This is a genomic window from Pseudoalteromonas sp. Ps84H-4, assembly GCF_024124645.1.
Lineage (GTDB): Bacteria > Pseudomonadota > Gammaproteobacteria > Enterobacterales > Alteromonadaceae > Pseudoalteromonas > Pseudoalteromonas lipolytica_C.
Window position 1 is genome coordinate 73,624 of the sequence record NZ_JAMXSK010000005.1, and the last position, 14,073, is coordinate 87,696.

Below are 14,073 nucleotides of genomic sequence, written 5' to 3' on the forward strand. Positions count from 1 at the left end.
CAGTGACCTACATCAAGGAGAAAAGCATGAATAAGACGCAACCATTTAATATCGTTATTGCAGCGTGCGCATTGGCGGTTGGTTTGCTTGGATTAGGTTTTATATTGAAAAGTGCAGCCCTTGATGTAAAAGGCATGGAGCGCACCGTCCACGTTAAAGGTTTAGCGGAAATGGAAGTGCCAGCCGACACCGTTATTTGGCCATTGCAGTTTTCTGATGCCGATAATAACCTCGAAAAACTAGTTGGTCGGGTTGAAGAGAAAAGCGATGCGGTTGTGGCTTTTTTAAAGCTACATGGTTTTAGCGATGAAGAAATAAGCCTCGGCAGCCAATCAATTATTGATAAACAAGCTCGTGAATATGGCGGCGAAAATCAGCAGTTTCGTTATATTGCCCGTAATAATGTTATTGTTTATTCAAATGATATTGAAAAAGTACAGCATGCGCTAGGCGAAGTAAGCCAATTAGCTAAGCAAGGCATTGCGATAGTACAAGACAATTACGAAACGCGTATTCAATATTTATTTAATGGCTTAAATGAAATCAAGCCGAATATGATTCAAGAGGCAACCGAAAAAGCCCGTGAGGTGGCAATGAAATTTGCCAAAGATTCTCAGTCTAAGTTGGGTAAAATTAAAACCGCCCACCAAGGCCAGTTTTCAATTTCTGATAGAGATTCAAACACGCCTCAGCTGAAAAAAGTGCGTGTTGTTACCAGTGTAGAATATTATTTATCTGACTAAACCCAATACCACAGATAAAGGCAGCCGCATGCGTGTACATACAATCACCATGCGGCAAAGCGCACCAAGCATAAAACCACCACTAAATGCCACAGCCACCCCCAATAAGCCAAACTGATCTTTTAACAGCATCGCCATCAAAACCGTGATGCTGGTTGCACCCAGTAATACATACAAGTTGATCAGCGGATTCCCTTTTAACTTGATCATACTACTGGCTAAAATTCTTGCTGGTAGTAACAATTGCCCGAGTAACAGCAGCATTAAAATCCAAAACCCTTCTTCTAATTGGCTTTCACCATATAAATTAAGTAGCGGTTTTGCGAGCAGGGCAAGTAGCAAGATAGCGGCAAAGTTAAAGCGCCACAGCACTTTCATTAACTCACTAAGTTGCTGAACGGTTGTCTCATCGGCCATTAAAATGGGTTTTAAATATTGGTTGGCGGCATTGCCTAAAATAGTCAGTAAGCCGGCAATCACCACCGCAGGAAAGAAGATACTTACGCCTTGTGCACCAAACCAGTGATGCACCAGTAATACATCGAGTTTTGCGACTAATACAGTGCCTGCACCACTGGCGAGCATGATCAAGGAGTCTTTACACCATTGCTTGGTTTGGTAGCGGGCAGTGCTTGCGACGATCATTTTTTTGATTAACCAATATTGATAACTGACTACGCACAAGATGCTACAAAACAACAAGATACAAATCTCGACTAAAGATAAGTCGCCACGTATCAAGTACACGAAAAAACAAAACCCCGCGGTTAGCAATTCAAAAATACACTGCTGTGTTATTAGGCCAATTTTAGGTTTATTCAAAGCCACTAAAAAAGCGGATTGGCTTTGCATAATGGCGCCAATCGGCACTAGTAAAAGTAAATAAATTACATGTTCTTTGGCGCTTTGATGCGGTGAAATGGCCTGAAAGCTGATCACCACAGCTGCAACAAAAATCACCCCGAATAAACAAGATGCAGCTAAATAAACATGCTTTAAGCCACGCAGTAAATCATGTTGTTGAGCTTTGTAGAGCGGATAGCTAATACGCATTAAAGACGATGCAAAGCCCATGCTCGCTGGTAACAAAAGAATTTCACACAGTGCGAGTAACGCGGCGAAAGTGCCGAACTCATCATTACTTAATAACCTTGCAAGGCACAAGGTAAGAACAATACGGCTACCATGGTTAAGGGCGGTAAAACTGCTGAGCGATAAAAACGCTTTAACAACATCCTTATTCATGAAATTATTGATTAAGGGCGTTTAATAACTGCGCCGTTGGCACTTGCAAATAGGCCGCACACAGTAAAACTTTACTGTCGGCACTCGTTGGTTGATTGGCACCATAAAATTGTTTAAGGGTGTTTATTAAGGCACTGACTGCACTAGGGCTGTGGCTTTGGTCGACTTCCATCATGGCTAATAATGCGGAGAACTCATGCTTTGCTAGCATTTGAGTCGTACTGTTTTGCGCTATAAAGCAACCAATAGGAGTGAGCTGCTGTTTATTCAATGTTTTTAAAGCAACGCCTAAGCTTTCGTTGCTTTCAAATAACATTAACGAACGCAAATAGTTAAAGGGGAGTTTACCTGGCTGACACAGCGTAAATAAATGATGTAGTAGAGTATTACCTTGGTTGTCTGTAACACAAAAAGCATTTTGAAACTTAAGGCCAGGCGTGAAAAAGCTCAGCTTATCAATATCATCAATCAAGGCAACAGCTTCGCTTGGCAGCGGGCTTGCTTCAAGTAAATGCGCTGCAACATTTTGTAAAAAAAGGTATTTAACTTCACTACTGCAAGCTAATTGATAGATGTGCTGTAACTGTGCCGCTTGTAAAACCCCCGACAAGCTTTGATAATCGGCAATAAGTTCTTTTAACTGATGATGTTGAAGTCGGCTGTTCAGTTGCTCTATCGCGCTTTGCATGGAATTACCCGTTTTTTATTATTTATACATTTATAGCTCAACTACTTGTTTAAATAAATAAAAAAGGCCGCTGAGCGGCCTTTTTCAAGTTTTTATTGCTTAAGCTGCTTGTTTCTTAGCAACCCATTGGTCAACAAACTTCTCTAGTACATTTAATGGTACTGCACCATTTTTAAGTACTACATCGTGGAATTCACGAATATCGAATTTATCGCCAAGTTTTTCTTTAGCTCCTTCACGAAGCTCTAAAATTTTCAGCATGCCCACTTTGTATGCCGTTGCTTGTGAAGGCATTACAATGTGACGCTCAACCATTTTAACGCCATCAGAGGTCGCATTTGGTGTGTTATTTACGTAGTAGTCGATACCTTCTTGACGTGTCCACTTCATAGCGTGGATACCTGTATCTACTACTAGTCGACATGCACGCCATAGTTCCATAGCAAGACGACCAAAATCTGAATATGGGTCTTCATATAAGCCCATTTCTTTTGGTACTAGTTCAGAGTATAAACCCCAACCTTCAACATACGCTGTGTAGCCGCCAAACTTACGAAACTTAGGCACATCTTCAAGCTCTTGCGCGATAGCAATTTGCATGTGGTGGCCTGGAATACCTTCGTGGTATGCAAGTGCTTCCATTTGGTATGTTGGCATTGCTTCCATGTCGTAAAGGTTTGCGTAATAAATACCTGGGCGTGAACCATCTGGCGCAGGTTGTTGGTAGAACGCTTTACCTGCTGCTTTTTCACGGAATGCTTCTACAGCTTTAACTTTAAGGTCAGCTTTTGGCTTAACAATGAATAGCTCGTCTAAACGAGATTTCATGTTATCGATAAGCGCCGTTGCTTCATCAAGGTAACGTTGTTTACCTTCTGCTGTGTTAGGGTAGTAGAACTGCTTATCAGTTTTCATGAATTGCATGAATGCTTTAAGGTCACCTTCAAAGCCTACTTTGTCTTTGATTGCACGCATTTCGTCGTGAATACGCGCGACTTCAGCTAAACCGATTGTGTGAATTTCTTTCGCAGTTAAATCAGTGGTTGTGGTACGTGCTAAGGCATTATTGTAGAACGCTTCGCCGTCAGGGAATTTCCAAGCACCATCACGGTCATCAGCGCGTTTTTCTAACTGAGCTAAGAAATTAATTAACTTAGTGTAAGAAGGCTTTACTGCTGCTTTTAAGGCTTTTTCAGCATCGCTGATAAGTGCAGATTTTTCGCTGTCGGCAATCTCTAATGCGTTTACTTTACGTTTAAAGTCAGCAAGTAATGTTGAGTCTTCACCGTCGTGGAATGGTGCGCCGCGTAAGATATTTTGGCTTGAATCAATCACGTGTGGGAAAACAAACTTAGGCGCGATAATGCCTTTATCTGCACGTACTTCAAGATCTTTGATTAGTTGATCAATAACCGTTGTAACACCATTTAAACGCGAGATATACGCTTTTGCATCAGAGACATCGGCAATTTGATGTTGGTTGATTAAAAACGCAGGGATCATTGAGTGAACACCAAACATTTGGTTCACCGGGTAGTTGTAATGACGCCATTTGAAATCAGCAATTTCGTTTTCAAGGTCTTGCTTTTTAAGGTCGTAACTTACTTTTGTTGCGTCATCTAATAGGTCGCGGTTAATTGCGTTAAGCGCAACTAGGTCAGCTTTAGTTTGTTCAAAGTCTTCTAAAACGCGCTCTTCACTGCCATCGTCCCATTTGTCGTAATCTTTTTTGATGCCCATGTATGTTTGATAAATAGGGCTTTTCATTACGTCACGGTTAAAAGTATCTTCGAAGAAGGCATTAGCTTTATCGATTTCACTTTGTACAGGTTGGCTTTGTACACTTGGTGCAGGCGTTGGTTGCTCTTGCATTTGTTGGCAGCCGCCAAGTAATGCAACACTTACCGCCGCAGCGATGAAGGTCAGTTTACGCATTATCGTTCCTTTGTAGTTGTTAGAAATTTAATTATAATTCTTAAACGAATAATTCTAGCAGGTCATTCAAAAAACGTTGGCCTTTAGGGCTTACCTGCCAGTTATCTTTATCATCAATTAGTAGGCCTTTTGCAATCGCTTCAGTCAAGGCTTGTTCCTGACTTTGCAGTGACAAACTTGTAAGCAAAGGTAAATCAGCTTTCGGACACGGTTCAACTAAGCGAAAACGATTCATAAAGAATTCAAAGGCTAAGTCGTCTTTGGTTACTTGCCATTGCTCATATAAATACGGTTTAGCTAGATCCATATAACCGCGCGGGTGTTTAACTTTTACCGTACGGGTGATGACTTTATTTTCATCAGTAATTTTACCATGAGCGCCACAGCCGATACCGAGATAATCGCCAAATCGCCAATAATTCAGGTTATGACGGCATTGGTAACCTGGCTTTGCGTAACCTGAGATCTCATATTGCTCATAACCTGCTGCAGCTAGTAAGGCTTGTCCTTGCTCTTGAATATCCCAAAGGATGTCATCATGAGGCAAGGTCGGTGGCTTTGACGCGAACTGAGTGTTTGGCTCAATTGTTAGCTGATACCAAGAAATATGGGGAGGATTAAGGGCGATGATTTTTTCAAGGTCGCCCAAGGCATCTTCAACAGATTGTCCGGGTAAGCCATGCATTAAATCGAGGTTAAAGCTGTTTAGCCCCGCTTGGTGCGCCTGTTTAGCCGCATAGCTTGCTTCATCTGCACCATGGATGCGGCCAAGGGCTTTTAGCTTGTCGTTTTGCATGCTTTGCACACCAATCGAAATACGATTAATGCCAGCGGCAACATACTCTTTAAAGCGACCGGTTTCGACAGTACCAGGGTTAGCCTCTAGGGTAATTTCACAGTCATCGCTTAGGCCAATTAATCTGTCGACTTCACCAAGCAGGCGAGTATAAGCGTCACCAGTTAATAAGCTTGGAGTACCGCCACCAATAAAGATACTGTGGATTTTACGCCCTTGTACTAGGTGCAAATCGGCCTTGAGATCATCAATAAGATGCTGAACGTATTCTTTTTCGGGGATTGTGCCTTTTTGGCCATGGCTATTAAAGTCACAGTATGGGCACTTTTGCACGCACCAAGGCACGTGCACATATAAACTTAAAGGCGGTAAACTCACAGGCCGCCTTTTTGCTGCAATTGCGCAAGTAGTTGTTTTAAAGCTTGGCCGCGATGGCTAAGGGCATTTTTTTGCTCTTTAGTTAACTGGGCGCTCGTGCATTGCTCAGACGGTACGTAAAAAACAGGATCATAACCAAACCCACCCTGACCATCTTGGCTATGGGTGATTTCGCCTTCCCAACTGGCACTACAAATAAGTGGTGTCGGGTCGTCGGCGTGGCGCATTAATACTAAAACACACCAAAAACGCGCACTACGAACAGGGTTATCAGCAAGCTCTTTTAATAGCTTGTCGATATTATCTTGATCACTCGCACCCGCTCCAGCAAAGCGTGCAGAGTACACACCCGGCGCACCATTTAGGCCGTCTACTTCCAGACCTGAGTCATCGGCAATCGCAGGCATGCCCGTGATCTTTGCCGCATGACGCGCTTTAATAATGGCGTTTTCAACAAATGTGGTGCCTGTCTCTGGTACGTCAGGTACTTGAAAATCACTTTGTGGAACCACGTTAATATTAAGTGGGCTGAGCATACTTGCCAGCTCTTTTACTTTGCCAGGATTACCCGTGGCTAAAACCAAGGTGTTGTTCATAGGGTCTATTAATCTACGTAAAATTTTTGCTGAAACTTCAGCGTTTGTACTTTGCCATTTTGATTAATTTCGATATCAAAACGGTAAATTTCTTCGTTGCTGTAATCGATTTGCGCGAGGTAATAAATTGCATCGCCTTCAACAACCTCTTTAAATTCAAGCTGCTTTTTATTGCCAAGCAGGTTGCGCGCTGTGCCTGTTAAAGTTGCAGTCTGCGCTGTTTTATCGCTGTTTTTTAATACCGAAATATTGATTATCCCTTTGTTAGGGCTGCGGTCTAAATCGTAGTTTTTGGCGATGCTAGGCTGAATAAAGGTCGATGGAAATGCAATGTAGTGAACTTCCCAAGGGCCAAGTACCTTATACTGAGCGCCTGCTTGTTCATCTGCCTGGGCAAGAGTTGTAAATAAACTCAATAAAATCAAAGAAAAATAAATAACTTGCTTCATGCTATATCTCACTTAACAAAAGAGGCCTTTTCGGCCTCTTGATGTAGTTGTTATTACTTAGCCTATAAAATCCATCAATAAGATTTGTAAAAACTGTAGACCAATGATCAGTACTAAAATCGATAAATCAAGACCGCCAAGTGGTGGAATGATTTTACGAATAGGGCGAAGCATAGGTTCAGTCAGCTGATGAAAAACGGCCTCAATAGGATTGTAACCTTGGCTTACCCAGCTCAATAATGCACGAATTATTAAGACCCAAAATAACAGATTTAAGCCTTCTTTTATTACAGTCATTAAAGCAGAAACAAATACTGGTGCTGGAGACCAGGTACCGTAAAACATCAGTAAAATCACACTAATTTTGGCTACGGCTACAAGATATGCAAGGACTAACGATGCCATATCAAAGCCACCCAATCCCGGAATAATTTTACGAAGAGGATTTACTGCAAATGATGTTGCCTTTACTACAAATTGGCTAATTGGATTATAAAAGTCCGCTTTTGCCGTTTGTAACCAAAAGCGTAAAAGGACCACCATTAAAAAGAGATCGAAAACAATCCCAACTAAAAATTGCATGGCTTGCATAGTTTTACCTTCAAAAAGTAAGCTTAAAGTTCTTTTTCCATTGCCTGAGCGCGAGCGATACAGGCGTCCATTGCATCAGCAACTGTAGCGACTAAACCTTGTGATTTAAGGTGCTCTACCGCTTCATGAGTTGTACCGCCTTTCGATGTAACATTTGCTCGTAACTGAGTTATGCTGATATCTGGTTGTGAAAGTGCCATTTCAGCTGCGCCAAGCGCCGTTTGCTGTACTAAGCGGCGTGCATCTTCATCACTAAAACCAAGGGCTTTTGCTTTTTCTTCAATGGCTTCCATGAATAGGAAAAAGTAAGCAGGTGATGAACCTGTCACAGCGATAATATCGTTAATTTGAGACTCGTGTTCTACCCATTTAACAATACCTGTACACTCGAATACCTGTTGAACAAACTCATGTTCTTCAGCGGTTTCATCTGCGCCGAATAATCCAGATACGCCACGACCAAGCAATGATGGTGTATTTGGCATACAACGCACCATTTTCACATCTTGGCCTAGCATTTCACGTAAACGTTTTACGGTAAGACCTGCTGCCACTGAAATAAATAGCTTGTCGCTAAAATCAACACCAGAATCTTGGAATGATTGGCAAAGATCACCCATCATTTGTGGTTTAACAGACAAGACAATTACATCTGCATCGCGAAGTGCCGCGTTGTTATCCGCGGTAGTTTGCACCCCGAAATCAGCAGCAACCTTAGCTAATTTTTCTTGGTTGCGATTGGTTGCAATAATATTTTTAGCTGCAAAACCGTTCTTTACCATGCCACCGATAATGGCGTAGCTCATGTTACCCGTGCCTATAAATGCGATTTTTTTGTCTGACATATGTCTGTTATCACCTTTTAATTTCGTTGGCCAAATATATCCGTGCCAATGCGTACCATGGTTGAACCTGCAGCAATTGCCGCTTCAACATCATTACTCATACCCATCGACAAGGTGTCTACTTGGGGATATTGGGCCTTTAGTTTATCAAAGCAAGCGCTTAATTGCTCAAAATATTGTAATTGTTGCGCCGTATCGTCCGTTTTGGCGGGAATAGCCATCACACCTCTGAGACATAAATTATCACATTGACTGATAAATTCTGCCAATGTCATTACCTCGTCGGGGTGGCAGCCTGACTTAGCCTCTTCTAAACTAATATTTACTTGAATTAATACATTCAGCGGTGATTTATCCGAGGGACGTTGTTCGTTCAGACGTTTGGCTATTTTTATACGGTCAACACTTTGCACCCAGTCGAAATGGCTGGCAACAAGTGCACTTTTATTCGATTGAATAGGGCCAATAAAATGCCAAACAATATCTTTGTATTCAGCAAGGGCAGCCACTTTTGTTACTGCTTCTTGTACGTAAGATTCGCCAAACAATCGTTGGCCTTGTTCATAAGCAGCAATGATATCGTCGGTTGGTTTGGTTTTTGAGACAGCCAATAGGTTTATTGATTGCTCATTACGTTGATTATTTTTTGCAGCTTGCGCAATTCTGGCATAGGCGGATGTAAGTCGTTCTGCTATTGTAACCATATAATTATCAGTTGGTTGTGGAGTCATAAATGGATATTACCGAATTATTGGCCTTTAGTGTGCAACACAAAGCCTCGGATTTACACTTATCATCAGGCGTATCACCTATGATACGCGTTGATGGCGATGTACGTCGTATTAATATTCCAGCATTAGAACAAAAAGATGTAAATAGTCTGGTATACGATATTATGAACGATAATCAGCGTAAGGACTACGAACAAAATCTCGAAGTGGATTTTTCTTTCGAAGTACCTAATCTTGCGCGTTTTCGTGTTAATGCATTCAACTCAAACCGTGGCCCGGCTGCGGTGTTTCGTACTATCCCTAGTGATGTACTGACTCTAGATGACTTAGGTGCACCGGATATTTTTAAAACCATTGCAGATAACCCTCGTGGTCTCGTGTTGGTGACAGGGCCTACCGGCTCCGGTAAATCAACGACACTGGCAGCAATGGTCGATTACATCAATCAGAATAAGCACCATCATATTTTGACGATTGAAGATCCAATCGAATTCGTACATGAGAATAAATTGAGCTTGATTAACCAGCGTGAAGTTCACCGTGATACGCATAGCTTTTCGAATGCGCTTAGAAGTGCGTTGCGTGAAGACCCTGATGTTATCTTAGTTGGTGAGCTGCGTGACCTTGAAACAATTCGTCTTGCGATGACTGCAGCAGAAACCGGTCATTTAGTGTTTGGTACTTTGCATACTACCTCTGCGCCAAAAACTATCGACCGTATCATCGACGTATTCCCAGGTGAAGAAAAAGACATGGTGCGATCAATGCTATCTGAATCATTACGTGCCGTAATCTCGCAAACATTACTTAAAAAAGTCGGTGGTGGTCGAGTTGCTGCTCATGAAATTATGATCGGTATTCCTGCAATTCGTAACTTGATCCGTGAAGACAAGATTGCGCAAATGTACTCATCGATTCAGACAGGTGCTTCGCATGGTATGCAAACGATGGATCAATGTTTAGCAAGCTTAGTTAACTTCGGTATCATTACAACCAATGATGCACGTGCGAAAGCGCAAGATAAAACTCAATTTGGTGGCTAACGGAGTTACTTAAGATGTCTTTACCTTTAAATCACTTTTTACAAGTAATGATCGATAAAAAAGCGTCTGACTTATTTGTTTCGAGCCAATTACCAGTGAGTGCAAAAATCAATGGTGAGCTTGTGCATCTTACTGATGAGAAGCTCTCAGATGAAAGCTCTCTGGCTTTAGTTGAGTCTGCGATGAGCGATAAGCAGCGCCAAGAATTTCATGACACTAAAGAGTGTAATTTTGCTATAGCGACAGATGAAGGGCGTTTCCGTGTTTCTGCTTTTTGGCAGCGAGATCGTGCCGGTATGGTTATTCGTCGTATCGTGACGAAAATACCGGACGTTAATGAGCTTGGTCTGCCGTCAACACTGACCGATGTGATCATGGCAAAGCGTGGTTTAGTATTGTTTGTGGGTGGTACAGGTACCGGTAAATCAACGTCATTAGCAGCGCTTCTGGGTTATCGTAACCGCAATCAACGTGGTCATATTTTAACGATTGAAGACCCGATTGAATTTGTTCATGAACATCGTAAAAGTATTATCACCCAACGTGAAGTTGGTTTAGATACAGAAAGCTTTGAATCCGCTCTGAAAAGTTCACTGCGTCAAGCACCCGATGTTATCTTGATTGGTGAGATACGCTCCCAAGAAACCATGGAATATGCCCTAAGCTTTGCCGAAACCGGTCATTTGTGTGTAGCAACACTGCACGCCAACAACGCCAACCAAGCCATTGACCGTATCATGCACTTAGTACCAAAAGAGAAGCACGATAAATTAAAGTATGACTTAGCACTAAACTTACGTGCCATTGTTGCCCAGCAGTTGATACCTACAGCCGATGGTGAAGGCCGTGTTGCAGCTATCGAAATTCTGCTTAACTCACCGATGGTGGCAGAGCTTATCAAACGTGGTGATATTGGCTCTATCAAAGAAACCATGGCGAAATCGAAAGAAATGGGCATGCAAACCTTTGACCAAGCGTTATTTGAGCTTTATAAACAGCGTCGAATTAATTACGCTGATGCGCTTCATCATGCCGACTCACCAAACGACTTGCGCTTGATGATCAAGTTGCAAAATAATGAGCAAAAAGGTGCTGGTTTCTTACAAGGTGTTACCATCGACGGCCTTGACGAGAAGAGCGATATATAATGTTTTCGCGGATAATTATAGCTGCCTTTATACTGCTGGTAACTGCCTTTGAGGCGTCTAGTAATGTTGTTGAAGATGTTGTTATTTTTATCCGCGATGATGTTTATGACGATTACAGTCGCTTCTTAAATGGTCGTAAACCTATTGAAGTAAAAGACTTTAGTGGAGCTTACATCCGCCGTGATGTAGTTGATATGATCATTGCTCAACAAGCGTTGAGCTTAGGTGGTTTCAATAAATCATTTCGCTATCACAAAGGTAATGCTAATTACCGTAACACCAAGCTGTTAGAAGATGGCCAGTTATTACTTAGCTTTGATAGTGTGTGGTCAGTAGATGCAAAGCAGCTTGCTGAGTCTGTGTATATTTCAGATCCCGTGATCCGTAATGGTGAATATTTTGCTGGTATATTCACGTCCCCAAACAATAAAAAAGCACTGCAATTAAAGCAGTTTGCTGACTTTAAGCAATTAACTGCGGTTTCAACACCTCGTTGGCAAACTGACTGGCAAACGTTATCGGCTCTACCGCTCAAAGAGCTGCTCAGAGAAGATGAGTGGCTTGGGCAAGTCCGCACGGTATCGATGCAGTGGGTTGATTTTATGATGATGCCTTTAATGCCAAGTCTCAATAATCGTTACAGTTTGGAAAATATTGAACTGGTTGCAGTGCCTAACGTGGTATTGCAATTAAATGATAGCCGCCACTTTATTATTTCGAAAAAGCATCCAGACGGAAAAGCCGCCTTTGCAGCAATTCAAAAAGGCTTACAGCAGCTTCGTAATAGCAGCGCTATTGAAAAAGCCTACCGAGAGGCAGGCTTTATTCCAGATTTAAACGACTATACCGTGATTAACAAAGCGCGTTAGTCGCCATAAGATTGCTCAAAAAAACTTTCTAAGATGATCACCGCAGACATATTATCAACGTTACCTTTACCAAGGTTACGGTAACCACCTTGTTCGAATAAACGCGCTTTGGCATCTGCGGTTGTTAGTCGTTCGTCTTGAGTTTCAACCGGGATAGCAAAGTGATTATGCAAACGGTTTGCAAACTTCTTGGCTTTAAAAGTGACTTCTTGATTGCTGCCATCCATATTAAGCGGTAAACCAACTACCATTAGATCTGGTTGCCAGTCATCTACTTGCTTTTTTATTTGCTGCCAATCAGGAATACCGTCTTTGGCTTTCACTGCTTGAAGGCTTGAGGCTGTGCCGGTTAGCTCTTGGCCTATGGCGATACCAATACTTTTGGTGCCAAAATCAAAGCCCATAACGGTGCGCTCACCTACGGGCTTAAATGTTCTTTTTGTCATAGTTTCAATAATTCATTTATGTTAGGCATGGCCGGCTTCAGAGCTTAGCTGACTTACATCAAACCCCAACATGGATACCGCTTTTTCCCAGCGCTTTTCAACAGGGGTGTTGAAGATGATATCTGGATCTGCTTTTATGATAAGCCATGAATTTTCTAGCAGCTCTTGCTCAAGTTGACCCTGCTCCCAACCTGCATAACCTAAAGTAATAATAAATTGTTCAGGTGCTTCATTAGTGGTTAAGCTTGCCAGCACATCTTTTGAAGTGGTGATCATAATATCACTGCTAAGCTTTTGGCTTGATGAATAGCCATGCTTAGGAGAATGTAACACAAAGCCGCGGTCTGTTTTTACGGGGCCGCCAGCATAAACAGCAAGGCCTGCGGCTTGCTTATTTTTGTCGTTATCAATCTCGATTTTATCGAGTAATTCACCCACAGTAATATTAATAGGCTGATTAATAACCAGCCCCATAGCACCCTCTTGATTGTGCTCACAAATATAAGTGACAGCACGTTTAAAAAAAGGGTCTTGCATGCTTGGCATCGCGATTAAGAAATGATTCTCTAATGACTGCATAGGTCGCCCCTTTTGTTGTTTAGATTAAGTATGGCTCAGTTTGCTCTCAATGGCATCAAATAACTTACCAGTGATAGAAATGTCGTACGCGGCTTCAATTTCTTTTACACAAGTCGGCGCAGTGACGTTGATTTCAGTTAAGCGGTCACCAATAATGTCTAAGCCCACAAAAATAAGGCCTTTTTCTTTTAACGTTGGTGCGACTGCTTCGGCGATTTTGCGATCTGATTCGCTAATAGGGCGAGCTTCACCACGGCCACCTGCTGCTAGATTACCGCGCGTTTCGCCATTTTGTGGAATTCGAGCTAGGCAGTAAGGCATGACTTCACCATCAACGACAAGGACACGTTTATCGCCTTGTTTGATTTCAGGAATATAGTTTTGTGCCATTGCAAAACGGCTACCGTGCTCGGTTAATGTTTCGCAAATTACACCAATATTGGCATCATCTTCTTTAACACGGAAGATAGAGGCACCACCCATACCATCAAGTGGTTTTAGTATGATGTCTTTATGCTCAGCTAAAAATGCGCGAATATCTGCTTGGCTTCGCGTTACTAATGTATCTGGCGTATGTTCACTGAACCAAGCGGTGAACAGTTTTTCATTTGCATCACGCAAACTTTGCGGTTTGTTAATAACTAATGTGCCAGCTTGTTCTGCGCGCTCTAAAATATAGGTTGCGTAAATATATTCAGTGTCAAAAGGTGGATCTTTACGCATTAAGATCACGTCTAAATCAGCAAGGGCAACGGTGGCTTTTTCTTCTAATTCGTACCAATGATTTACATCGTCAAATACACGGGCTTTGGCAGCTGTTGCATAGCCTTGACCTTGACGCAGTGACAGGTCGTCCATTTCCATGTAATAAAGTTCGTAGCCACGTTTTTGTGCTTCCATCATCATTGCGAAGCCAGTGTCTTTTTTAATGTTAAAGCCACTAATTGGATCAGAGATTATGCCTAACTTAATTGCCATATTTTTGCCTTAG

The 14,073-nt window shown here is 42.1% G+C and carries 16 protein-coding genes; 4 read left to right on the top strand and 12 right to left on the bottom strand.

The features are described 5' to 3' along the window. Positions 1 to 26: 26 nt before the first annotated feature. Positions 27 to 743: an SIMPL domain-containing protein gene (locus NH454_RS06885; RefSeq protein ID WP_135923600.1), complete on the top strand. Its 717-nt coding sequence runs from the start codon at positions 27 to 29 to the stop codon at positions 741 to 743. On the opposite strand, the gene NH454_RS06890 is transcribed toward NH454_RS06885, so the two are convergent. The 9 genes from NH454_RS06890 to NH454_RS06930 all read right to left on the bottom strand — a co-directional run bounded on the left by NH454_RS06890 (position 732) and on the right by NH454_RS06930 (position 8,997). Further along, on the bottom strand, positions 732 to 1,988 hold the full coding sequence (locus tag NH454_RS06890; RefSeq protein ID WP_253038608.1) for a hypothetical protein: 1,257 nt from the start codon (positions 1,986 to 1,988) through the stop codon (positions 732 to 734). The genes NH454_RS06885 and NH454_RS06890 overlap by 12 nt on opposite strands. A gap of 4 nt (positions 1,989 to 1,992) precedes the next feature. Continuing rightward, positions 1,993 to 2,676 (bottom strand): hypothetical protein, encoded by a 684-nt coding sequence (locus NH454_RS06895; protein ID WP_253038610.1) that lies wholly within the window; start codon positions 2,674 to 2,676, stop codon positions 1,993 to 1,995. 99 nt (positions 2,677 to 2,775) lie between these two features. After that, positions 2,776 to 4,611 (bottom strand): DUF885 family protein, encoded by a 1,836-nt coding sequence (locus NH454_RS06900; RefSeq protein WP_135923603.1) that lies wholly within the window; start codon positions 4,609 to 4,611, stop codon positions 2,776 to 2,778. A 40-nt stretch (positions 4,612 to 4,651) separates the two neighbouring features. Then, positions 4,652 to 5,785 carry a radical SAM family heme chaperone HemW gene (gene hemW / locus NH454_RS06905; protein WP_235381779.1) on the bottom strand — a complete coding sequence of 378 codons (1,134 nt, stop codon included), beginning with the start codon at positions 5,783 to 5,785 and terminating at the stop codon, positions 4,652 to 4,654. Beyond that, complete coding sequence (locus tag NH454_RS06910) at positions 5,782 to 6,381, bottom strand: XTP/dITP diphosphatase (RefSeq protein WP_058586594.1); 600 nt, start codon at positions 6,379 to 6,381, stop codon at positions 5,782 to 5,784. Before NH454_RS06910 ends, hemW begins: the two co-directional genes overlap by 4 nt. A gap of 8 nt (positions 6,382 to 6,389) precedes the next feature. Continuing rightward, a complete protein-coding gene (locus NH454_RS06915; protein WP_135923605.1) occupies positions 6,390 to 6,830 on the bottom strand; it encodes a DUF4426 domain-containing protein in 441 nt (146 codons plus the stop codon). A 57-nt stretch (positions 6,831 to 6,887) separates the two neighbouring features. Then, a complete protein-coding gene (locus NH454_RS06920; RefSeq protein ID WP_135923606.1) occupies positions 6,888 to 7,421 on the bottom strand; it encodes a YggT family protein in 534 nt (177 codons plus the stop codon). Between the two features lie 23 nt (positions 7,422 to 7,444). Beyond that, on the bottom strand, positions 7,445 to 8,266 hold the full coding sequence (gene proC, locus NH454_RS06925) for a pyrroline-5-carboxylate reductase (RefSeq protein WP_138557180.1): 822 nt from the start codon (positions 8,264 to 8,266) through the stop codon (positions 7,445 to 7,447). 17 nt (positions 8,267 to 8,283) lie between these two features. Beyond that, entirely contained in the window at positions 8,284 to 8,997 is a 714-nt protein-coding gene (locus NH454_RS06930; protein ID WP_135923608.1) for a YggS family pyridoxal phosphate-dependent enzyme, read from the bottom strand. Positions 8,998 to 8,999: 2 nt separating this feature from the next. Between NH454_RS06930 and NH454_RS06935 the strand changes: the two genes are divergently transcribed. From NH454_RS06935 to NH454_RS06945, 3 genes are read left to right on the top strand one after another with little or no spacing between them, the layout of a single operon-like run. After that, on the top strand, positions 9,000 to 10,040 hold the full coding sequence (locus tag NH454_RS06935) for a type IV pilus twitching motility protein PilT (RefSeq protein ID WP_135923609.1): 1,041 nt from the start codon (positions 9,000 to 9,002) through the stop codon (positions 10,038 to 10,040). A 14-nt stretch (positions 10,041 to 10,054) separates the two neighbouring features. Beyond that, on the top strand, positions 10,055 to 11,188 hold the full coding sequence (locus NH454_RS06940) for a PilT/PilU family type 4a pilus ATPase (RefSeq protein ID WP_135923610.1): 1,134 nt from the start codon (positions 10,055 to 10,057) through the stop codon (positions 11,186 to 11,188). Further along, positions 11,188 to 12,057, top strand: coding sequence for a hypothetical protein (locus tag NH454_RS06945; protein ID WP_235381787.1), 870 nt, complete (start codon positions 11,188 to 11,190; stop codon positions 12,055 to 12,057). The genes NH454_RS06940 and NH454_RS06945 overlap by 1 nt, the downstream gene beginning before the upstream one ends. Here the strand turns inward: NH454_RS06945 and ruvX are convergent. From ruvX to gshB, 3 genes are read right to left on the bottom strand one after another with little or no spacing between them, the layout of a single operon-like run. After that, the gene (gene ruvX, locus NH454_RS06950) at positions 12,054 to 12,503 is read right to left on the bottom strand and encodes a Holliday junction resolvase RuvX (RefSeq protein WP_135923611.1); all 450 of its coding nucleotides are present in this window, start codon (positions 12,501 to 12,503) and stop codon (positions 12,054 to 12,056) included. The genes NH454_RS06945 and ruvX overlap by 4 nt on opposite strands. 21 nt (positions 12,504 to 12,524) lie before the next feature. Further along, positions 12,525 to 13,082: a YqgE/AlgH family protein gene (locus tag NH454_RS06955; RefSeq protein WP_135923612.1), complete on the bottom strand. Its 558-nt coding sequence runs from the start codon at positions 13,080 to 13,082 to the stop codon at positions 12,525 to 12,527. Positions 13,083 to 13,106: 24 nt separating this feature from the next. Next, the gene (gshB, locus tag NH454_RS06960) at positions 13,107 to 14,060 is read right to left on the bottom strand and encodes a glutathione synthase (RefSeq protein ID WP_135923613.1); all 954 of its coding nucleotides are present in this window, start codon (positions 14,058 to 14,060) and stop codon (positions 13,107 to 13,109) included. Between the last annotated feature and the right edge of the window lie 13 nt (positions 14,061 to 14,073).